Origin of the sequence: Agrobacterium sp. CGMCC 11546, from assembly GCF_013365515.1 — a bacterium.
In the GTDB taxonomy this organism is placed as follows: Bacteria; Pseudomonadota; Alphaproteobacteria; order Rhizobiales; family Rhizobiaceae; genus Agrobacterium; species Agrobacterium fabrum.
The window spans coordinates 1,873,401-1,894,600 of the sequence record NZ_CP047388.1 but is presented as its reverse complement, the minus strand read 5'-3'; the positions used below and the strand labels follow the sequence as shown (position 1 = coordinate 1,894,600).

Sequence of the window (21,200 nt, the reverse complement as noted above, 5' to 3'; positions counted from 1 at the left end):
CGTGTATCGCGTTGGAATTGACGTCGGCGGCACGAATACCGATGCCGTTGTGTTGCAGGATAAAACCGTTCTGGCAGGGGTGAAGGCCTCCACGACAGAGGATGTGACGTCCGGTGTCATCGAAGCCCTTGAAAAGGTCATCGAGGCGTCGGGCATCGACCGGGCGCGCATCGGTGCCGTGATGATCGGCACCACGCATTTCACCAATGCGGTGATCGAGCGCCGGCATATGGACGAGGTCGCAGCCATCCGGATCGGTCTGCCATCCGGCGCCGGCCTGCCACCCATGGTTGATTGGCCGGATGATCTGAAGGAAATCGTTGGCAACCACGGTTACCAGGTGCGCGGCGGTTACGAGTTCGACGGTCGCGAAATTTCGCCGCTCGATGAGGACGAAATCGTCCGCATCGCCGCCGATATTCGCGCCAAGGGCCTGAAGGCAGCCGCCGTCACCTGCGTTTTCAGCGGCATCAATGATGCTATGGAAGTGCGGGCGAAGGAAATCCTGCAGGACCGCTGCCCCGGCCTGCCGGTGGTCATGTCCAAGGATATTGGCCGTCACGGTCTGCTTGCGCGTGAAAGTGCGGCGATCATGAATGCCAGCCTGCTATCGCTTGCCGACCGCACCGTTGCGGCTTTCGGCGAAGCGCTGAAGGCAGCGGGCATCACCTGCCCGTTCTACATCACCCAGAACGACGGCACGCTGATGGCGGCGGATGTGGTGCGTGGTTTCCCCGTGCTCACCTTCGCTTCCGGCCCGACGAACTCCATGCGCGGTGCGGCGTTCCTTACCGGTCTCAAGGATGCGGTCGTGGTTGATGTCGGCGGTACCACCTCCGATGTCGGCTCGCTGTCGCACGGCTTCCCGCGCCAGGCGTCCACGACGGTGGATATTGGCGGCGTGCGCACGAATTTCCGCATGCCTGATGTTTTCTCCATCGGTCTTGGCGGCGGTTCTCTGGTGGTCAATGGCGACCATGGCCTGACCGTCGGCCCGAAATCCGTTGGTTACCGCGTCCGCCGCGATGCGCTCTGCTTCGGCGGCTCGACCCTGACGGCAACCGATATCGCGGTTGCCTCCGGCAAGGCCGATGTGGGCGAAAAAGCGCTGGTGTCCAGCCTCGACAAGAGGCTCGTGGATGCGGCGGTGAACAAGATAAACGACATGCTCGAGGCTTGCGTGGAGCGCAGCCGCATCTCGTCCTCACCGGTGCCGGTGATCGCCGTTGGCGGTGGTTCGATCCTGATGCCGGACCGTATTGGCAATCTGGACGTCATCAGGCCTGAGAATTTCGCGGTGGCCAACGCCGTCGGCGCGGCGATCGCGCAGATCAGCGGCGAGACGGACCGGGTTTTCTCGCTGGTAGAAGGACGCACGCGTGAAAGTGCGCTTGCAGAAGCCGAGGCCGAAGCACGCGAGAAGGCGATTGCCGCCGGTGCGATTGCCGAAACGCTTGAGGTCATCGAGCGCGAGGACATGCCGCTTGCCTACCTGCCGGGCAACGCCACCCGCATTCATGTGAAAGTTGTTGGAGAAATGGGAGCCAATCATGGCTGAGACGCGCAAGCTGAAATATGACGAAGCGGCATTGCGGACGCTGACCCGTGAAGATCTCGACGCGCTGGAAATCGGTGCCGGTATTCTCGGCACGGGTGGCGGCGGCAATCCCTATCTCGGCAAGCTGCTGGCGCTGGAGGCCATGAAGGCCGGTTACGAGATGAAGATCCTCGCGACCGACGCCATCGAGCCGGACGCGCTCTGCATGTCGATCGGTGGCATCGGCGCGCCTGTTGTCGGCGTCGAGCGCATTCGCGAAGGCCGCGAAGGCCTGCGCTGCCTGCGCGCCATGGAAGAGCTGATCCGCACGCCCGTAGACGCCATCGTCTGCGAGGAAATCGGCGGCTCCAACTCCATGAACCCACTGGTGACGGCGGCGCTGGGTGGCCTGCCTATCCTCGATTGCGACGGCATGGGCCGGGCTTTCCCGGAAATGCAGATGACGACATTCTCCATCTATGGGCATAGTTCCACACCATCGGTGATGTGCGATCTGCACGGCAATGCTGTCATCTTCAGCCATGCCGTTTCCGAAGTCTGGCACGAGCGCATGGCGCGCGCCTGCGTAGTGGCGCAGGGAGGCGGCGCAATGCTGGCGACAGCGCCGATGCAGGCACATTACGTGCACCAGTACGGCATCCCGAAAACCTACACCAAGGCAATTGCCATCGGTGAGGCGGTGATCCGCGCCCGCAAGCAGCAGGAAGACCCGATTGCCGCGGTTTGCGCACTGGAAGGCGGACGGCGCATTTTCAACGGCAAGATCACCGATCTGAAGCGCCACCTGCGCGGCGGTTTTGCGGTCGGCGATCTCACGCTGTCCGGTTTCGACGATTGCGCCGGCCAGACGGCGGGCGTCGCCATCCAGAACGAATTCCTGCTGTTTTCCCGTGATGGCAAGGTGGAAGTGACGGTTCCCGACCTGATCGTCCTGCTCGATGTCGACACGGGTTATCCCATCACCACTGAAGTGCTGCGCTACGGCCAGCGCGTGGCCGTTATCGTCATTCCCTGCCACGATCTGCTGCGCAGCGCCCGCGCGCTCGAGGTCGTTGGTCCGGCAGCCTTCGGCTATCCGGACATTCCTTTCTCACCGCTGCCCCTTCCGGTCAGCAAGGCTGCCTAACCATAAGCGGGGCAAATGACCCGCAATAAAGAGGAGAACGATAATGAAAATGAAAATGCCGGGACTTTCTTCCCGCCTTGCCATGCTTGCGCTCGGCACGGCAATGGCGCTGCCGCTTGTTCCTTCCGCTGCTTTTGCGGAAGACAAGGTGTCGGTCGCGGTCAATACCATGCAGATATTCAGTTCGCTCGACCCGGCGAAAGTGACTGACTATACCGGCTACATGGCCATCGTGAACATGTATGACGGCCTGACCACGGTGAACGCCAAGGGCGAAATCGTGCCGCATCTGGCGAAATCCTGGGATGTTTCGCAAGACGGCCTGACCTATACCTTCCACCTGCGCGACGACGCGAAATTTCAGGACGGCACGGCCGTAAAGGCTGCCGATCTTGCCTGGTCGATCCAGCGCCTGCTCGGGATCAACAAGGGCCCGTCGAACCTGATCGTCGGCGTATTGAAGCCCGAAAACGTCACCGCGCCCGACGAGGCGACGTTGGTCATGAAGATCGAGCGTCAGTTTTCGCCCTTCATGGCGGCAACGCCCTTGATGATGGCGATGAACAAGACGCTCATCGAAGCCAATGCCAAGCCCGAGGACAAGTGGGGCGAGGCCTATGTCGGCGAACATTCCGCCGGTTCCGGCCCGTACAAGCTTGTCAGCTACAACCGTTCCGCCGACATGGTCATCGCCCGCAATGCCGATTATTTTCTCGGCTGGAGCAAGGGCAAGCCGATCGACGAAGTGCGCTTCGTGCAGACCAGCGACGACGCCACCGTCAAGGCGCTGGCTGAAAAGGGTGAACTCGGCCTTTCCTCGCATGGTCTTGGCAATGACACTTATGAATCCATCGGCCGCATGAAGGGTTACAAGCTGATCCAGACCCGCACCGCCGGCGGTTTCGTCATCAAGCTCAACACCAAGGTCTATCCGACCGACGACGTTCACGTTCGTCGCGCCATTGCCTACGCGACGGACTACAAGACGATCCAGGAAGTGATCTATCCCGGCTTCGACATGCGCGGACCGCTCTCCGACGCGTTCAAGGATGCGCATAATGGCGACATCCAGCCCGGCGTCTACGATCTGGAAAAGGCCAAGGAAGAACTGGCGAAGTCGAAATATGCCGGCCAGAAGATCACGCTCGTCAACAGCTATGTCGCTTCGCTGGCCTTCGAGGCCGAAGTGGCGCTGCTTCTGCAGTCCAGCCTCGAGCAGGTCGGCATCACGCTCGATATCAAGCCGGAGCCATGGAACCGTATCGTCGAATTGTCCTCCAAGCCGGAAACGACGCCGGCATCGATGCAGGTGAACATTTCGCCAACCTATCCGTCGCCGGATTCGATGTTCTACAATCAGTATCATTCCAAGGCTTCCGGCACCTGGATGTCGATGGAATGGCTGCAGAACGCGGAAATCGACGGCCTGATCGACAAGGTTCGCGCCACCACCGATGTCAATGAGCAGAACACCACCTACAAGGAACTGCAGACCAAGATCGCCGATCTTCAGCCGGACGTCTGGGCCGTTGCGCCGAACCGCCGTTATGCGGCGAACAAGTGCCTTCAGGGTTACGAGTTCATTCCGATGCAGAGCTGGGACCTGAACTTCTCCAACTTCCATTGGGACTGCAAGGCGGAGTGATCTCCGCCTCATGAAAACCGGCCCCGCCTCAGGGCGGGACCGATGAGACCAGAACGACAAAGGGAAGGAGCATCGCTTGTGGCCGGAAAGGCTGCGGCATGCCCGAGGATGACGCATGATCGAGGAATTTTCCGAAGACGATATCGAACCTCTCGCCACCGGCGCCTGGATTCTGGGAACCGGCGGTGGAGGTAATCCCTATATTTCGACGCTCAATCTGCGCCGTCTTTATGCCGAGGGCAGACGGGTGAAGGTCATGGATCCCATGGCGCTTGCCGATGATGACATGGTTGCGGTCGTCTCCAAAATGGGGGCGCCGCTCGTTGGTCAGGAGCGATTGGGGGATCCGGCGCATCTCGCCCGCGCCGTCGAGGTGATGGAGGATTATCTCGGCAAGCCGTTCCGGGCGATCATGAGCGTTGAAATCGGCGGTTCGAACGCACTGTCATCCTTCCTCGCCGCCGCCGTGCTCGACCGGCCGGTCGTGAATGCCGATGCGATGGGACGCGCCTATCCCGAAGCACAGATGACATCCTTCGCCATCGGCAACCTGCCGATGTTTCCGCTGTCGCTGGTCGATGTCCGCGACAATGAGGTGATCGTGACGCGCGCTGCATCGTGGAAATGGATGGAGCGCATCTCGCGCAAGGTCTGCACCGAAGTCGGCTCCACCGCCGCCACCTGCAAGGCGCCGCGCACCGGCAAGGAAGTGAAGGAATGGGGCATTCACTACACCGTCACCAAGGCAACGGAACTCGGGCGCGCGGTGATGGAGGCGCGTGCGCGCCATGATGATCCCGTCCAGGCGGTTCTCGATCATGAGGGCGGCAAGCAGCTGTTCCGCGGCAAGGTGGTGGATGTCGCCCGCGAGACCACGGGTGGTTTCCTGCGCGGCAGCACGACCATCGAAGGCATCGATGCCGACCGCGGTTCGCGCATGGAACTGGCCTTCCAGAACGAATGGGCGGTCGCCTTCCGCGACGGCCAGCCGGTTGCCATGACGCCCGACCTGCTTTGCCTTCTCGACACGGTTTCCGGCGGCGCCATCGGCACGGAATCGGTGCGTTACGGCCAGCGTGTGACGGTTGTCGCCCTGCCCGCGCCTGAACTTCTGACGACGCCTGCCGGCATCGACGCGGTCGGCCCGCGCGCCTTCGGTTATGACATTGATTTCAGATCGGTATTCCCATGAAACGCATCGGTATTGACGTTGGCGGCACCAATACGGATGCCGTTTTGATCGATGGAGACACGATTGTTGCCTCCATCAAGGTTCCGACGACGCAGGATGTTCTGTCCGGCGTAAAGGCGGCCCTCGCTCATGTGGCGGGCCATGTCGGCGCGGCGGACCGGCCAATTGATGCGGTGATGATCGGCACCACCCATTTCACCAATGCAGTGGTGGAGCGCGCCCGGCTAGAGCGGGTTGCGGCGCTCCGTATTGCGCTGCCGACAGGTTCTTCGCTGCCGCCGATGTGCGACTGGCCAAATGATCTGCACGACGCCGTCGATCCTCTGATCTTCATGGTGCATGGCGGCCACGAATATGACGGCAGTCCGCTGGTGCCGATGATCCCGGATGAAATCCGCGAGGTGGCGATGAAAATTCGCGATGCGGGCATCACCTCCATCGCCATTTCCGCGACCTTTTCGCCGCTGACCACGGAGTGCGAAGTACGGGCGGCTGAAATCGTCCGCTCTGTGATCCCCGATGCACGCATCACGCTTTCCCATACGCTTGGGCGTATCGGGCTTCTGGAGCGTGAGAATGTCGCCCTCCTGAATGCTGCCTTGCAGACGCTTGGCAAGACGACAGTGCAGGCATTTTCGGATGCGCTGCGCGAAGCGGGCGTGAAAGCACCGTTCTATCTGACCCAGAATGACGGCACCGTGTCGCTCGCGGATGTCGCTGCGGCCAATCCCGTGCACAGCTTCGCTTCCGGCCCGACCAATTCGATGCGCGGTGCTGCCTTCCTCACCGGTCTTTCCGATGCGATGGTGGTGGATGTCGGCGGCACCACCTCCGATATCGGCTGCCTTGTCGGCGGATTTCCGCGAGAGGCGAACAATATCGTCCATATTGGCGGGGTGCGCACGCTCTTCCGTATGCCCGATCTTCTGCCGATTGCGCTCGGCGGCGGCACCATCGTCGACCCTGAGACGGGCAAGATCGGCCCGCGCTCGGTCGGTTACCGCATCCTGACGGAAGCCCGCGTTTTCGGCGGCGAGACACTGACGACATCGGATATCGCCGTTGCCGCAGGCCTGATCGAAATAGGCGACCGCGACCGTGTGAAAGACCTTGATTCGACTTTCGTGCAGGCAACACTTCAACGCATCCGTAACATGGTGGCCGACAGCTTCGACCAGATGAAGACATCAGCCGAAGATGTGCCGCTGGTTGCCGTCGGCGGCGGGGCATTCCTGATCCCCGAGACGGTTCCGGGCGCGTCGGACGTACTGCGTGTTGAAAATGCCGGCGTTGCCAATGCGCTGGGCGCGGCGATGGCGCAGGTTTCCGGCGAGGTCGACCAGGTTTTCTCGGGCCTGAGCCGTGATGAAGCCCTTGCGAAAGCCGAGACCGAAGCGCAGAACGCAGCGGTTGCTTCAGGCGCGGAGCGGACAAGCCTCAAGACGCTTGAGGTGGAGGATATTCCGATCGCCTATCTACCCGGCGGGGCGCGGCGGGTTCGCGTGCGGGTCATCGGCGATATCGCCTTTCATTGATTGTAAGAGGCCCTGCCAAAGTTGGGCGACGAAGGAGTTATCAAATGACGAAGATCGCACTGGCCATTCACGGTGGTTGCGGCGTGATGCCCGAAGACAGCATGACGGCGGCGGAATGGGCCGCGGCCCGTGAAGATCTGGCAGCAGCGCTGCGGGCCGGTTATGGCGTGCTGAAGGCGGGCGGAACAGCGCTCGAGGCCGTTGAGGCAGCGGTCGTCGTCATGGAGGACAGCCCGCACTTCAATGCGGGACACGGGGCGGCGCTGAACGAAAACGGCATTCACGAACTCGATGCCTCGATCATGGACGGGGCCACGCTTTCGGCAGGCGCGATCAGCGCATCCCGCGCCATTCGCAATCCTGTGAAGGCGGCCCGCGCACTGATGGTGGATGAACGGGCGGTCTATCTCACAGGAGAGGCTGCGGATCGCTTTGCCACGGAGAAGGGTCTCGCCACCGAACCTCAGTCCTATTTCACCACGCAAAAACGCCTCGAGGCACTGGCAGCGATGAAGCGCCATGCAGCCACAGGCACGGAAGCGACGGAAAACGAAAAGCACGGAACCGTCGGCGCGGTGGCGCTCGATGCGGCGGGGCACCTTGCTGCGGCCACCTCAACCGGCGGCTATACCAACAAGCCGGATGGCCGGGTGGGCGACAGCCCCGTGATCGGCGCCGGCACCTATGCGCGCGACGGCGCCTGCGCGGTCTCCGGCACCGGCAAGGGTGAGTTTTTCATCCGTTATGTCGTCGGCCACGAGATCGCGTCACGCGTCGCCTATCTCGGACAGGATCTGGAAACCGCCGCCGGCAATCTCGTGCACAGGGACCTGGCTCCCTATGATATCGGTGCCGGTCTGGTCGCCATTGATGCGAAGGGCGGCATTACCGCTCCGTACAATACACCAGGCATGTTCCGCGGCTGGGTTACGGCGTCTGGAGAGGCGTTTGTGGCCACTCACGCTGAAGCTTACGCCGTCAAATTATAAGCCCGGAATTTCGTCACCATTGGAGGGGACTCCAGCTTTGGAGCGCCCCTCTTCCATATCCCATATCAAGGCTTTGGAATGACGGTGGCAAGCTTGCGGAATGAAGAGAGGATTTCGAGACGGCTTGGAACACCCTTGGCGATGCTGACGATTGAGCCCGGACCGATCTTCACCGGATCGGCGTCAGCCTGCGAATAGAGCGCCTCGCCCTCTACGACGACAAAGGTTTCCTCGAGATCGCGACCAGCGTAATTATAGATGCCGGGCTCGGCCATCCAGACGGCAACGATGGTGCCGTTTTCGACGTCGTCCTGCCATATCTGACGGCGATACGAGCCGCCGTCGCGGCCCTCCGCCGGCATTGCCGGCACAAGATCCACGTCATCGGAAATATTGAAAATCGGCATTGTCATGGGCTTTTTCCTTGCTGTGTTGGTTTGAGGACCGAGGATTGATGATGTTCGCGGCCGTGTCCGGCCTCACGCATGGGGCGGTAGTTCCATGCCCGCGAGCCTCGTGGCGATGTTGTCGCGCATGCGGTAATATCTTAGCGTCATGGCTGGCGCGAAACTCATGTAGAATGGTGCGGACTTCAGCGGCTCAACTTTCAAGGCCAGTTCGTTCTCCGGCTTTCCGAGCGCCCATTCCGAAAGAATGGAACCAAGCATGGAGCCGGTCGGCACGCCACGACCAGATAAACCGGTCAGGGCGACGACACCCGGCGACAGATCATAAAGACGCGGAACGGTGCGATATTGCATATCCAGTTCGCCGAACCAGAAATAGTCCCAGCGAATATCCGCAGAAATCTGAGGGTGCAGCCATTTCAGGCGATCGCTCATGACCTGTCGCGTATAGACGATGTCCCGCCCGCGGCGTCCCATGGGAAACATCGATGCTACAATGCGGCCTTCGGCATTGTATTTATAGACATAGATGTCACCCCGGCCGTCGTGGATCGTGGTGTTTTGCGGCAGGACAGTCCGACGTGTCTCCTCTGACAATATTTGCGTCGCGGCAACGAAAACGCGTTGAATCTTAAAGGTCTGATCGAGCTTGGGCCATCCGCCGACAGTGTAGGCTCCAGTGGTGAAGATCACCTTGGATGCGATGACCTCGCCGTGCTCTGTCGACACCTTCCAGCCGCCGGTCGCATTGCGCTCGCAGCCGGTTACGCTCGAGCCCGTGAATATTCTTCCGCGCTCCTGAACAACCGCGCCGCCAAGCCCTCTGGCATAAGCGAGCGGATTGAGGTGGCCCGCCTCCTCGTGCAGCCATCCGCCATGGAAGCGGGGGCTCCCCGTGATGGCAGCCACCTCATCTCGGCCGAGCAGCCGGGTATTCGCACCGACAGCATTGTAGGTCTCTACCTTACGCCTGATTTCCTCAATCGCGCCCTTGTGCGGAGCGCCCATGACATAACCGTTCTGCACCCATTCGCAGTCGATCCGGTAGTCGCGGATCATGTGCGACACCCGATCATTCGCCCGTGTTTGCCGTTCGATAAGCCGCTCGGCCCAGGTTTCGCCCAGCATCTTTCGCAGCTCGGGCAGGCTATAATGAGTGAAAGTGGGGGTACAATGCCCGGCATTTCGGCCGGAACCGCCAAACCCGATCTCCTGCCGCTCCAGAAGAACGACGTCGACCCCGGCTTTTGCCAGTTCAAGCGCGGTCGTCAGACCAGTGTAACCTGCACCGACGATACAGACATCGGCCTGGATGCGACCGGATAGCGGTTCTGTCAGTGGCGCGGGAGCGGCTGTTGAATACCACAGCGTCACATCGAAAGGTGAGAAAGAAGCCATCGCCTTGACTCTCAATTCAGATCGGTGCGGGCATCGAGCGCATCGCGAAGCCCGTCGCCAATGAAGTTGAAGCTGGTGACGGCCAGCGTGATGGCGACACCGGGTATGATCGCGAGCCACGGAGCCTTGTCGAGATATTGCTGGGCGCCGTTCAACATATTGCCCCAACTCGGCAGCGGCGGCTGAATGCCGTAACCAAGGAAACTGATATAGGCTTCGAGAAGGATGGCCCGCGCAACCGTCAAGGTGGCAGCGACGATGATCGGCCCGATGGCATTCGGGAGCAATTCGCGGAACATGATCCAGCCATTGGGCAGGCCGAGCATACGAGCCGCCATGACGAAATCACGTTCGCGAAGTGACCGAACCTCCGCCTCGACCAGACGCGCAATTTCCATCCAGCTCGTGACGGCGATGATGAGCGTGATCATGAACGGGCTTGGCTTGACAAAAGCGGCCAGTGCCAGAAGCAGGAAAATGCTCGGAAAAGAAAGAAATGCATCGACAAAGCGCATCAGGATTGCCCCGATACGTCCACCGTAATACCCGGCCACAACACCGATGACTGTCCCGATCAAGGTAGACAGCACCATGGCGAAAAAGCCGACAAGCAGTGAGATGCGACCTGCATTGAACAGTCGCGCAGCAATGTCACGTCCGAGTGGATCCGTACCGAATATATGATAGCCGGTCAGTGGCGGCGCGAAGCGTGCACGCAAATCGATGAACAATTCGTCGTAAGGCAAGAGATATGGCCCCAGGACGCAGGCAAAAATCATGATCATAATCATGATGACGCCTAGTACAGCCAGCTTGTGGCGGGCAAAACGACGAAGCGTGCGGTTCTGCCACCAGTGAAACCGTGGCGCGTCCTGCGATTGTTGGAGTGTTGCAGCGGACATGATCTTTCCTTCGATTGGTTGCGCCGTCCGGCGACCAGGCCTCATCCGAGCCTGATGCGCGGATCGACCAGGGCGACCAGCAGGTCGGCAAGCAAACTGCCGAACAGCACGAGGATGGCGGAAAACATCAGGAGCCCCATCACGACGGGATAGTCGTGATAACCAAGGCTATCGAGGAACAAACGCCCCATACCTGGCCAGGTGAAGACGGTCTCCGTTACCAGGGCGCCACCGAGGATCGTCGGAAGCTGCAGGCCGGCAAGGGTGATCATCGGCAGAAGTGCGTTACCAACGACGTGTTTCATCAACACCCTGCGCGGGGTCAGCCCCTTGGCACGGGCGGTGCGGACGAAATCCTGATTGATGACGTCAAGCGTGGCTGTCCGCATGTAGCGGCTCCAGACGGCAATATTCACGAGGGCGAGCACGAGGCTCGGCATGATCAGGTGGATCGCATAATCATAGAGGGATTGATCACCGATCGTATACATATTGCCCGCCGGTAGCCATTTCAGCCGTAGCGCAAAAACATAAATCGCAACCAGGCCGAACCAGAAAGTTGGAATGGAGAGCGCAATCATCGCACCGACTGTCGCGGTGTAATCGAACAGCGTGTAGCGCTTGACGGCCCCCTTAATCCCGATCCACGTGCCAACGAGGACCGATACGACTGTCGATGAAACCATCAGAAGCAATGTCGCAAACAGATGTCCGGAAATGATGTCGAGAACCGGACGCTGGTCGCGATAGGATTTACCTCAGTCCCCCTGCAACAATCGCCAGGCCCAATCGAGATATTGGATCGGCAACGGCCGATCGAGGCCCATCTGGTGGGCGATACGGTCAAGCGCTTCCCGCGTCATGCCAGGAGTGAGGGCAAATTGCGAGAGAGGCCCGCCCGGCGCGAGATTGAGGATCGCAAAACCGATAATGGAGACAAGCAGCAAAAGCACGAGGCTCTGCCATATGCGGTGCAGAAGAAAGGTCAGCATGGGTCAAACTCCAGGTCGCATCGTCGACAAGCCTCACACCCGTCCACGAATAGCCGTCACGGCACCGGCGACCTTGACGCCGGTGCTTTCCACATAGCTCGGGCCGAGGCCCCGTTCTGTGGCTGGCCCTTACGCCAGGTGCCAGGTCGCAACGTTCCAGGTATCGATGCGTGTGTTGACATTGGGTTTGACGTTCTCGACACCCTGCTTATGCCCGCGTACCGTCGCATACTGGAAGAGCGGCAGCAGCGGCAGTTCCTTGCGCATGATCTCCTGAATCTTCAGGTAGACGGCCTTGCGCTCCTCCGGCACAAAGAGGCTGCCGCCCTTCGCAAGAAGTTCGTCAACCTCCTTGTTCGCAAATTGCCAGGTATTCTGTCCCGAACCGCCTTTCGCCGGACTCGATGTCGAGCGGAAGAAGTCCGACGTATCGGGGTCGGGGCCGGTCAGGAAATCGAGCCCAACAATAACGGAATCGAACTTCGACAGCATCCAGTAGTCGCCCCACATGACGGCAGGCGGCAGGTTGGAAATGGTCATCTCCACGCCGATATCCTTAAAGGATTGCTGTATGTATTGCTGCACCTGTTCACGGATGTGATTTCCCGCCGTTGTCGAGCAGGTGAAGGCAAGCTTCACGCCATCTTTTGCTCGGACGCCATCTGCACCGGCGACCCAACCAGCATCCTCCAGCAGCTTCTTCGCTCTTTCGATGGAATATTCATGTTTGGGCAGATCAGGATTGTAATAGAAGGACTGCTGCGGGACGTAACTTTCCGTGGGCGCGGGTAGACCGTAATAAAGCGCCTCGATGATCGATTGCTTGTCGATCGCAGCGTAAAGCGCTTCCCGGACGGCCGGATCCTTGAATTGCGGTCGCTCCATGTTGAACGAGAGTGATTCAATCGTCGAGCCCGGCACGACATTGACAACCTTGCCGGACAGATCCTTGGCCTCGTCATAGTGGTCGGGCGTGATCCATTGAAGGCCGACCACGTCGATATCGCCTGTCTTGAACTGGGTGTAGAGAACGTTCAGATCGGGCACGTATTTGTAGATCAAACGCTCGATATGCGGGCCGTCACCGAAATAATCGGCATTGGCTTCAAGCAGGATGTAGTCTCCGGCAACACGCTCCTTCCACTTGAAGGCGCCCGTTCCAACCGGGGCGTTGTTGTAGGCGGCCGTGTTGCGGTCAGCTTCCGCACCCAGGAGATGTTTCGGGGTAATGAATGTGGACGCGAGGATCGATGGATATGGCGCAAAGGGCTTTTCCATCTTCCAGGTGATTTCCGTTGGCGAGACCACAGTAAGATCACGCACAAACTCATGCCCGGTCTTGCGCCACGACCGGAAGTTGGGATCGACGAGCAGTTCAAGCGTGAACTTCACGTCTTCGGCTGTAAAAGGCTTTCCATCGTGTCACTTGACGTCGTCACGAAGTTTGACTTTCCAAGCGAGGCCATCGGCGGAAATACCGCCGTTTTCGACGGTCGGCACCTCAGCGGCGAGGGCAGCAACAAAAGCGCCTTTGTCATCGACATAAAAGAGTGGGTCGAAAATGCTGAAATGGATACCTTCATCAACTTCGATATGAGGCATATGGGGGTTGAAAACAGTGGGTTCCTGCGAGAACCCGACGGTCAACTGGCCTTTGGCGGACTTTTCCTGCGCCATTGCGCGGGAAAAGCCCGGAAGGCCTGAAAGGACGACACCGGATGCGCCAAGCGCCAAAAGGCCAAGTGCCTGGCGGCGGGTGGTATTCATAAGCGGCTTGTTCTGGTCGGACATTTTTAGTTCCCCTTGATCCGATGGTTGAACATGACGATTATTGTTTCTTCCGCCTCTTTGGGCAGTTTGGCTCCCTTCGACAGTTGCCTGCCTTATGCCTTGACGTGACAGGTCATGTCCGTACCAGGACCTGGCCTCAGAACCCGCTGACCAGTTCGATCTTCGAACCGTCGCTGAAGCGGCTGAAACGGAAATCGTAGCGATCGACGATCGGAGTGCGGCCGGTGACAATATCGGCCATGAGTTTTCCGGCCGCCGGACCTATTCCGAAACCATGTCCCGAAAAACCCGTGGCGACATGGAAACCCGGAATGGCATCGATGGCATCGATGACCGGAATGGCGTCCGGCGTCACATCGATCATGCCCGCCCAGCGTTGCGCGATTTCTGCCTTCTCGAAGACGGGAAATGCCTGCTTGAGCTTTGCAAGGGCGCCGTCCGTCATCTTCGTCGACGGAACTGGATCGAGCACCCGATTATATTCGAAGGGCGATGGCTCATCGAGCTTCCAGCGGCGCGGCATACGCCACTCATCGTAAAACCTGCCCGTCAGACGCAGATCGAGCGAACGCCACTCGTGCCGCAACGCCGGCAGGAATTTCGCCGCATAACGGAAAGACGCCGGAACGATATCGACGATATTCTGGAAGCCGTTTGCGATTGTATATCCGCCGTCGAGGCGTTTGCGGATCGCAAAGCCGTTTGACCAGATCGCCTTTTCCGGCCCGCCCTCCAGCGGCTTTGTCCTCAGCACGGAGTTCATTACCTTGAGCTGTGGTAGATCAAGTCCGTTGTTGCCCAGAAACAGGCTCGACCATGCGCCGCCTGCCATGACGGCCGCTTTGCAGGCAATTTCACCCCGTTCCGTCACCACACCGGAGACCTTGCCGCCGGAAAGTTGCAACCCACGCACAGCACATTCCGTCAGGATAAAGGCACCACGATCGCGTGCCGCTTCCGCAATCGCGGGCGCGGCCCGCTGGGGTTCAGCGCGGCAGTCCCCGGCAGTGTAAAGCGCCCCCGCAACATTCATGTCTGAGCCGGGATACTTCGCCTTGAATTCCGCCGCGCTTAGCATGCGGCTTTCAATCTGATATCCCTCCAGATTGCGGTTCCAGCGTTCGTGCTCGGAAAATTCCTTGTCATTGGCGCAGGTGAAGACGATGCCGGATTGTTTAAAACCGGTCTCCCGGCCGGTCCGGCGATTGAGATCGGCCCAGATCCGAAGCGCCTCCGCCATCAACGGTACTTCCCGCGGATCGCGACGGGAAATGCGGACCCAGCCCCAGTTTCGGCTCGATTGCTCGTGCCCAATGCCGCCTTTTTCACAAAGGGCGACACGCAGCCCCTGATCGATGAGTTCGAGCGCAGTGGAGGTGCCGACGATGCCGCCGCCTATGACGACGACATCGACTTCTTTCGGTAGTTCCGCATCGCCATGAACGGGGACGACATAAGGACCGGGCATGTCAGAAAAACTCCTCAAGCTGACAATTGATGGCGAATTCGGCGACGGAATCCTCGTTCGGAAGGGAGAGCAGCATGGCAATGATGCGGGCGAGATCCGTGGGCTGGGTCATCTGCTCGACCGGCCGCTCGGACAAAGCGGCAGCCATATCGGTTGCGACAAATCCCGGGCAAACCGCCGTAGCACGCACCCCTTTCTCAAAGCCCGCCTGCCGAATGGCATGGGCAAGGGCGACAGCGGCAAATTTGGAGAGCGAATAACTGCCCGCCGATGCCGACTTGACGCGCTTTCCCGAAAGGGAGGCAAGGATGATCACGCGGCCACGACCGCTTTCGCACAGGGCGTTCCAAGCGGCTTTCACCAGTCTTCGCGGCGCCTTGACGTTCACGGAAAGCATGGCGTCGATATCGTCGTCATTCGCCTCGATCACCGTCTTCGGGATCATGATGCCGGCGTTCGCGACGATCGCATCAATGCGACCGAAATGCCGGAGAGCGTCTTCCGTCCAGCTCGTTTCAGCGGCATCATTCGCGTCATAACTGAACAGATGAACGTCTTTCTCGCGACCAACAGCCCAGGACGGCAGGACAGGCGTACGCATGCCGAGTGACACCAGCCAACCTTGCTGCAGAAGCGCTGCACCAATATGATCTCCGATACCCCGGCTTGCACCCGAGATGAGAGCAACCCGCCCTCCTCGCCGATCTGTCATGATAGCCCCACGATGTGACGGTAGGCACGACGCAAAATGTCGATCACCTGTTTCTGTTCGTCTTCCGGAATGAAGGAGAAGAAGTCGCGCGATTGCTGCGGAACGATTTCCCGGATTTTCAAGGCGAGTGCTGCCCCCGCCTCGGTGATGTAGAGCTCCTGCGCCCGGCTATCGTCCGGCGACACCTCCCGGCGAATCAGGTCGTGTGACACCATCTGATCGATGATCCTTCCCATAGCTGAACGGTCCCGCATCGTCAGATGCGCAATCACTGAAGGGCGGATTCCGGGATAATCGTCGACAAGCAGCAAAGTCGTGATTTTTCCAGTTCCCTTCGCCACATCCAGCCCCTCCAGCCGGTTGTCCAGATCTCGCGATACGGCGAGATTGATCGTGCGGATATAGAAGCTCAGCGTGTCTTCAAGCACGTCGAGATTGATGTCGGTAGGCGATACAGGCGGTTTGGCCGTAGGTTTGGACATGTGTTTTCCGTTCAAATGGTCAAAAAAGAAGATTTACGAATGCGCTTTCCCCGCGCACCGCGATGGAGTTTTCGACCATGTCGTATTGCAGTTTTGTGACTATATGAAATGACAGTTAGTGGATAAACGCAACTATTTTTTTGCAAAAATTCTTAAATTATTCATTTAAATCAATTACTTATAAACTCAACCCGATGCGCCGCAGGATCGAAGAGATCCGGCGTTGGAAAATATCTCGAAACATCGCGCGATACGAAAATCGCTCGGGTCAGTCAGCCCGGGAGGCTTTTCACATGTGGGCTACCTCGGCCGATGGTTCCCAGTCTGCGCCAGGAATGGCTGCAACGAGTTTTTGCGTATAGGGATGCGTGGGTGCGCGGAAGATTTTCGTCGGAGGTCCCTGCTCTACCACTGTTCCCTTGTGCATGACGAGGACGTCATCGCAAATCTGGCTTGCGACCCTCAGGTCATGAGTGATGAAGATCATTGCCACCTTCATTTCCCTTTGCACGCGGGCCAGAAGCTCCAGAACCTGGGCCTGTATGGAAACGTCAAGGGCAGACACGGCTTCGTCAGCCACCAGAACAACCGGATCGAACATCAGGGCACGGGCAATTCCGATGCGCTGGCGCTGTCCGCCGGAGAATTCATGCGGAAAACGGTCATAAGCCTGCTCATCCAGACCAACGAGTTTCAGAATTCCAAGGGCTTTTGTTCTCGCCTCATGCAAGGCCATTCCATGGGCAAGCGGACCGACCGTCAAAATCCTGCCAATGGTATGGCGCGGATTGAGCGAAGCAAATGGATCCTGAAAAATCATCTGAATATAGGGTCGCAAAGCTCGAAACGCGCTTTCGTCCATCGTCGCGATATCGCGGCCGTCGAAGCGAATAGCCCCGCCATCCGGGTCAAGCAACTTCAGCAACACGCGTCCGAGGGAAGATTTGCCCGATCCGCTTTCCCCGACGACGCCGAGGGTCTGTCCTTTTCGAAGTTTGAAACTCACATTGTTCACGGCCTTGACGGTGCGGGCCTTGCGGAAAAACGATCCTGAGCTTCGGTATTCCTTCTCGAGGTTTTCCACCTCGAGAACAACGGGAACTTCCTCATCGATCGAACGCTCGACACTGCGCATTCGCGGAACCGCCGCAACCAGCCGCTGGGTGTAAGGGTGAACAGGATTGACAAGAACCTGATCCGCTCGCCCCTGCTCAACGAGATATCCCTTCTCCATCACCACGACGCGATCGGCAATTTCCGCCACGACCCCGAAATCATGGGTGATGAACATCACACTCATATTTTTTCGTTTCTGAATTTTGCGGATGAGCTCAAGAATTTGTGCCTGAGTGGTCACATCAAGTGCGGTCGTGGGCTCATCTGCGATCAGCACATCCGGATCAAGCGCGAGCGCCATGGCGATCATGACGCGCTGGCGCTGCCCGCCTGACAGGCGGAATGGATATTGGAGCCGCATCAACAGCGGGTCGGGAAGGCCGACCTCCTCCAGCAGCTCCAGAACCTTGGCGTTACGGGTCTCACGCGTGCCGACACCGTGCGCTTCAAGTACCTCGGCAATCTGATCGCCGACGGTCATCAACGGATTGAGTGCTGAAAGCGGGTCCTGGAAAATGATAGACACAGCCTGGCCACGCAAAGGCCGGATCTTCTCCTCCTTCGCCGCGAGTATATCCATTCCCTTGAATTGAATTTCTCCGGAACTGACGGTGATGACAGGCGACAGCAGCCCCATGATCGTGCTTGCGGTGACGGACTTGCCGGATCCCGATTCACCGATAATGCAAAGGATCTCACCTGCGTGGAGGTCGAACGAAATATCTTTGACCGCGTGGCTGCGCTCCATCCCTCGCGGCAAATCCACCGTGAGATTACGAACGGAAAGCACCACGTCGGCCGACGTGGTTGAATGCGACATAAGTTCCCCTTGTTTTTTTGTAACTTTGTTCGCTTTGGCCGACGTCTTCACGCCGGAGACAAGATGGTGGACTATATCCACTATCTTGTCTAGCGGTAAGGCCGTGGCTTCGCCAACTGTTTGCCATTGCGCCGCCGACGACCGCAGGCGTGTCAAATTTTAGAGCGAAGCGCTCGTCACATGCTCCGTGAGGTCGTTCGACCAAGGCTTTCGGACGTTCCGCTCAGGGATTTGGAATAAGCGGGCGAGTCGGATAAGCCTTGGTCTGGATCCGCGCCAGGTTGCAGCAGATCACCGAGGTTGGAAGTGTCAGACGAATTTTCTGCTCAACTTGATGGCTTGCATCACAGTACCTTCGATTATTTCTGGTCCGGCAGCCATCCGGAAAGCGGACTTCCGAGGGATCGCATGCGTTCCGACGGTCTGCCAATCCACGAGATCACCTCCATATCGGGAGTGGGCTTCGGGTTTCTCGCGCTTGTCGTCGGCGTTCATCGCGCGTGGATAACGAGGCAGGAGGGCGCCGATCGGGCAAACCGCATGTTGCAATCGCTCGGCGCGGTAAAACGATTTCACGGTGCCTTTCCCCATTTCATCCAGACGGCTGGCGGAAAGACAATTCCCTTCGCGAAGTTCGATGATGGCGGGGACCTCGTCGAGACGGCTCTCCTCGTTCAGGGGCTGATTTGCGCCCGGGAGTTCTTCGACAGGCAGACAGCCGATGAAATCGATCTACGCCGATCCGTCGCCGACATCGTCGAGACGGTGGAATGGGCCTGGTTCACACAGGGAAAACGCGGACCGCTTTTCTGGCACTGGAGCCCCCGATACGGCTGGGCGAAGAACCTTCCTATCGTCGGCTGGAATGAGGCTCTCGTCAGTTACGTGCTGGCGGCAGGATCAACTGCTGACGCGATAGACCCGGCATCCTATCACGCCGGCTGGGCGCGAAATGGGGAAATCACGAACGGTACGACCTATCTTGGCGTCCGACTGCCGCTTGGCGAGCCCTTTGGCGGCCCGCTTTTTCTGTCGCATTACTCGTTCTGCACGCTCGATCCGCGCGGTCTGGGGGATGTCTATTGCAGCGATTATCTCGAACAGGTGCATGCGCATAGTCTGATCAACTATCGCTATTGCAGCACTCGCTACGCGCCTGAAGACGGATGGGGTCTGTCCGCCTGCGATGGGCCGAAAGGGTATGTTGTCAACTCTCCGACGGAGGATCACGGTATCATTGCGACGACGGCTGCACTCTCCAGCATGCCTTTTCTGCCGCTCCGATCAAAACAGGCGGCCGAGCGCTTCCTGCAATGGCATGGCGGCGCGCTGGTGGGTCGCTTTGGACTCATGGATTCCTTCGAGCCGACAACCGGCTGGGTCTCCAAAACACATCTCGCCATCAACCAGGGCCCTGTTGTTGCCATGATGGAAAACCATCGAAGCGGACTTATCTGGGATTTGTTCATGAACGCGCAGGAGATTCAAACCGGCCTGTACCGGCTCGGCTTCCGGAACGCATCGCAACAGGCAAGGCGGGAAATCGACGCTGCCACGGTTCGAGCTATCCCAAAATAGCGGCAGGCATATGAAATCAGATTGGAAGCGGAACCATTTTACGTCCCGCGCATTTGATAAGCGGGCGAACTGTTCCCCTCCGCCCCCTCCTTACAAGCGCGTAAGGTCCGCACTATTGCAGCCCTCCTGACGGAGGGCTTTTTTTGCGCGAACGCCCCCAGATAATCGAAAGATCAGGCTCCGTTACGGCGTTCCGGCATTATTCTGCCTCGTGCATACTTGAAACTCCCCTCCTGACGAACGGATTCCAGCCTTTCGCAGCGAGTATCCCCCATGCCGTCGCGCCGATGTGAGGTAACCGGAAATATTTGAAATCTGCGGATGTGGAATCCGGGCCTATTTTCAAACCCGTCGTTAATTCGGGACCCGACGTGGCATAGACAAGGCTCTCCGGCGACAATTCCGCTCCAATCGTATCAAGAAGCGCGTCCGAGCGAGCGCGATGCCCCGCAATCTCGAACGCCAGCGCAGCTTGCGCCGTGCCTTCCAGCCATATGCCGTCCCGGTCGTCGTTGAAATCAAAACCGCCATCAACGGCATAATGACGATCGACCCAATCGAGAACATGGTCCGCGCGCGCGCGGAATTTCGGCACGGCCATGATCGGCCAAAGTTCGGAATCAATGCCGGACTGGCTGGTGTTCGGCGTGTCGCCACCGGGCAAACTGCCGACGTAAAAACGACCCTCACCATCGTTCCACATGGCATTGAGAAAAGACGACGCCCGGTCCTGCACGGATCGCCAGTCCTTCGCCTGGTCGATCTCGCTCAGCCAGGCTGCAGCGGCAAAGACGTCAAGATTATGCTCCGTCGATTTCCAGTCGAGATGTATAGGTTGAGCATCCTGACCGAACGTCCCGCCCGTAAAACCGAGACCGCCTGTTCCAACGGTATTCTGGTTGATCCACTCGATGAGTGACGACGCAGCGGAGAGATAGGATTTATCTCCCGAACGATCAAAAGCGGCGAGAAACGCCAGCGCTGCCCAGGCAAGATTTCCGGTAGCGCTTCCGACCTGATAGTCGTCCTCCATCCAAGCCTTGCGGCCCTCGTTCCAGAAACCCGGCAGGAGGATGGAGCCCTGATGAACATCGACAGCACCGGCACGGTAGGCATTCCGCACCCGCCCATCGCGATAGGTCCGGTCGTGCTGAAGCGCATAACGCAGAGCCTCGACGATCCTCAGCGCCTTGTCATCCTTTCCACAGGCGAAAAGCGCAATCGAGGCAAGCGCATTATCATAGGTGAAAGCCGTATTTGACAGCGCCGGATCGAGCGGCTTCTGTGACGGCCCCGGCTCGAAGCTGCGGAGCAAAAACGGTGCGGTTGATTGGTCCATCCTGCCCGCAAGGCCGTCACACAGCTTTGCCGCGAGACCAGTACGATCCGCTATTTTCCCGGCCGCCGCCGTGCCCGTCATCGCGAAAACCATCAAAAGCGTCGCGATCATGTTTCGGATGCTCATCCCGACGAACCCTTTCGCGCTGTT

The 21,200-nt window shown here is 59.0% G+C and carries 15 protein-coding genes and 2 pseudogenes; 7 read left to right on the top strand and 10 right to left on the bottom strand.

All coding sequences use genetic code 11. The features are described 5' to 3' along the window. Position 1 precedes the first annotated feature (1 nt). The 6 genes from GSF67_RS23175 to GSF67_RS23150 all read left to right on the top strand — a co-directional run bounded on the left by GSF67_RS23175 (position 2) and on the right by GSF67_RS23150 (position 8,045). The gene (locus GSF67_RS23175; protein ID WP_006311989.1) at positions 2–1,558 is read left to right on the top strand and encodes a hydantoinase/oxoprolinase N-terminal domain-containing protein; all 1,557 of its coding nucleotides are present in this window, start codon (positions 2–4) and stop codon (positions 1,556–1,558) included. After that, positions 1,551–2,684, top strand: a complete 1,134-nt coding sequence (locus GSF67_RS23170; protein ID WP_176072092.1) for a DUF917 domain-containing protein — start codon at positions 1,551–1,553, stop codon at positions 2,682–2,684. Before GSF67_RS23175 ends, GSF67_RS23170 begins: the two co-directional genes overlap by 8 nt. A 49-nt stretch (positions 2,685–2,733) precedes the next feature. After that, entirely contained in the window at positions 2,734–4,329 is a 1,596-nt protein-coding gene (locus GSF67_RS23165; protein WP_176072100.1) for an ABC transporter substrate-binding protein, read from the top strand. Positions 4,330–4,444: 115 nt separating this feature from the next. After that, the gene (locus GSF67_RS23160; RefSeq protein ID WP_006311986.1) at positions 4,445–5,521 is read left to right on the top strand and encodes a DUF917 domain-containing protein; all 1,077 of its coding nucleotides are present in this window, start codon (positions 4,445–4,447) and stop codon (positions 5,519–5,521) included. Then, the gene (locus tag GSF67_RS23155) at positions 5,518–7,056 is read left to right on the top strand and encodes a hydantoinase/oxoprolinase N-terminal domain-containing protein (RefSeq protein WP_176072091.1); all 1,539 of its coding nucleotides are present in this window, start codon (positions 5,518–5,520) and stop codon (positions 7,054–7,056) included. The genes GSF67_RS23160 and GSF67_RS23155 overlap by 4 nt, the downstream gene beginning before the upstream one ends. A 44-nt stretch (positions 7,057–7,100) precedes the next feature. After that, on the top strand, positions 7,101–8,045 hold the full coding sequence (locus tag GSF67_RS23150) for an isoaspartyl peptidase/L-asparaginase family protein (protein ID WP_006311984.1): 945 nt from the start codon (positions 7,101–7,103) through the stop codon (positions 8,043–8,045). Between the two features lie 65 nt (positions 8,046–8,110). Here GSF67_RS23150 and GSF67_RS23145 read toward each other — a convergent pair whose 3' ends face one another. The 9 genes and pseudogenes from GSF67_RS23145 to GSF67_RS23105 all read right to left on the bottom strand — a co-directional run bounded on the left by GSF67_RS23145 (position 8,111) and on the right by GSF67_RS23105 (position 18,133). Next, complete coding sequence (locus GSF67_RS23145) at positions 8,111–8,458, bottom strand: cupin domain-containing protein (protein WP_006311983.1); 348 nt, start codon at positions 8,456–8,458, stop codon at positions 8,111–8,113. Between the two features lie 66 nt (positions 8,459–8,524). After that, entirely contained in the window at positions 8,525–9,850 is a 1,326-nt protein-coding gene (locus GSF67_RS23140) for an FAD-binding oxidoreductase (RefSeq protein ID WP_006311982.1), read from the bottom strand. A gap of 11 nt (positions 9,851–9,861) precedes the next feature. Continuing rightward, positions 9,862–10,752 (bottom strand): ABC transporter permease, encoded by an 891-nt coding sequence (locus GSF67_RS23135; RefSeq protein WP_006311981.1) that lies wholly within the window; start codon positions 10,750–10,752, stop codon positions 9,862–9,864. Between the two features lie 41 nt (positions 10,753–10,793). After that, positions 10,794–11,744 (bottom strand): annotated as a pseudogene (locus GSF67_RS23130) (ABC transporter permease). Between the two features lie 129 nt (positions 11,745–11,873). Beyond that, positions 11,874–13,535, bottom strand: a pseudogene (locus tag GSF67_RS23125) (peptide ABC transporter substrate-binding protein). A gap of 136 nt (positions 13,536–13,671) precedes the next feature. Further along, positions 13,672–15,003, bottom strand: coding sequence for an FAD-binding oxidoreductase (locus tag GSF67_RS23120; RefSeq protein WP_176072090.1), 1,332 nt, complete (start codon positions 15,001–15,003; stop codon positions 13,672–13,674). 1 nt (position 15,004) lies between these two features. Beyond that, entirely contained in the window at positions 15,005–15,715 is a 711-nt protein-coding gene (locus GSF67_RS23115; protein ID WP_035214981.1) for an SDR family NAD(P)-dependent oxidoreductase, read from the bottom strand. Further along, the gene (locus GSF67_RS23110) at positions 15,712–16,197 is read right to left on the bottom strand and encodes a MarR family winged helix-turn-helix transcriptional regulator (RefSeq protein WP_006311975.1); all 486 of its coding nucleotides are present in this window, start codon (positions 16,195–16,197) and stop codon (positions 15,712–15,714) included. Before GSF67_RS23110 ends, GSF67_RS23115 begins: the two co-directional genes overlap by 4 nt. Before the next feature lie 289 nt (positions 16,198–16,486). Continuing rightward, positions 16,487–18,133, bottom strand: coding sequence for an ABC transporter ATP-binding protein (locus tag GSF67_RS23105; protein WP_006311974.1), 1,647 nt, complete (start codon positions 18,131–18,133; stop codon positions 16,487–16,489). Between the two features lie 408 nt (positions 18,134–18,541). On the opposite strand from GSF67_RS23105, the gene GSF67_RS23100 reads away from it, so the two are divergent. Then, positions 18,542–19,711 carry a glucoamylase family protein gene (locus GSF67_RS23100; protein ID WP_035214997.1) on the top strand — a complete coding sequence of 390 codons (1,170 nt, stop codon included), beginning with the start codon at positions 18,542–18,544 and terminating at the stop codon, positions 19,709–19,711. Between the two features lie 199 nt (positions 19,712–19,910). On the opposite strand, the gene GSF67_RS23095 is transcribed toward GSF67_RS23100, so the two are convergent. Beyond that, positions 19,911–21,176 carry a hypothetical protein gene (locus GSF67_RS23095; RefSeq protein ID WP_006311972.1) on the bottom strand — a complete coding sequence of 422 codons (1,266 nt, stop codon included), beginning with the start codon at positions 21,174–21,176 and terminating at the stop codon, positions 19,911–19,913. Positions 21,177–21,200: the final 24 nt, after the last annotated feature.

Excerpts from the sequence above, each read along its gene's own strand:
- GSF67_RS23170 (WP_176072092.1), top strand. The coding sequence starts at position 1,551 with ATGGCTGAGACGCGCAAGCTGAAATATGACGAAGCGGCATTGCGGACG.
- GSF67_RS23165 (WP_176072100.1), top strand. The coding sequence starts at position 2,734 with ATGAAAATGCCGGGACTTTCTTCCCGCCTTGCCATGCTTGCGCTCGGC.
- GSF67_RS23160 (WP_006311986.1), top strand. The coding sequence starts at position 4,445 with ATGATCGAGGAATTTTCCGAAGACGATATCGAACCTCTCGCCACCGGC.
- GSF67_RS23155 (WP_176072091.1), top strand. The coding sequence starts at position 5,518 with ATGAAACGCATCGGTATTGACGTTGGCGGCACCAATACGGATGCCGTT.
- GSF67_RS23150 (WP_006311984.1), top strand. The coding sequence starts at position 7,101 with ATGACGAAGATCGCACTGGCCATTCACGGTGGTTGCGGCGTGATGCCC.
- GSF67_RS23145 (WP_006311983.1), bottom strand. The coding sequence starts at position 8,458 with ATGACAATGCCGATTTTCAATATTTCCGATGACGTGGATCTTGTGCCG.
- GSF67_RS23140 (WP_006311982.1), bottom strand. The coding sequence starts at position 9,850 with ATGGCTTCTTTCTCACCTTTCGATGTGACGCTGTGGTATTCAACAGCC.
- GSF67_RS23135 (WP_006311981.1), bottom strand. The coding sequence starts at position 10,752 with ATGTCCGCTGCAACACTCCAACAATCGCAGGACGCGCCACGGTTTCAC.
- GSF67_RS23120 (WP_176072090.1), bottom strand. The coding sequence starts at position 15,003 with ATGCCCGGTCCTTATGTCGTCCCCGTTCATGGCGATGCGGAACTACCG.
- GSF67_RS23115 (WP_035214981.1), bottom strand. The coding sequence starts at position 15,715 with ATGACAGATCGGCGAGGAGGGCGGGTTGCTCTCATCTCGGGTGCAAGC.
- GSF67_RS23110 (WP_006311975.1), bottom strand. The coding sequence starts at position 16,197 with ATGTCCAAACCTACGGCCAAACCGCCTGTATCGCCTACCGACATCAAT.
- GSF67_RS23105 (WP_006311974.1), bottom strand. The coding sequence starts at position 18,133 with ATGTCGCATTCAACCACGTCGGCCGACGTGGTGCTTTCCGTTCGTAAT.
- GSF67_RS23100 (WP_035214997.1), top strand. The coding sequence starts at position 18,542 with ATGCGTTCCGACGGTCTGCCAATCCACGAGATCACCTCCATATCGGGA.
- GSF67_RS23095 (WP_006311972.1), bottom strand. The coding sequence starts at position 21,176 with ATGAGCATCCGAAACATGATCGCGACGCTTTTGATGGTTTTCGCGATG.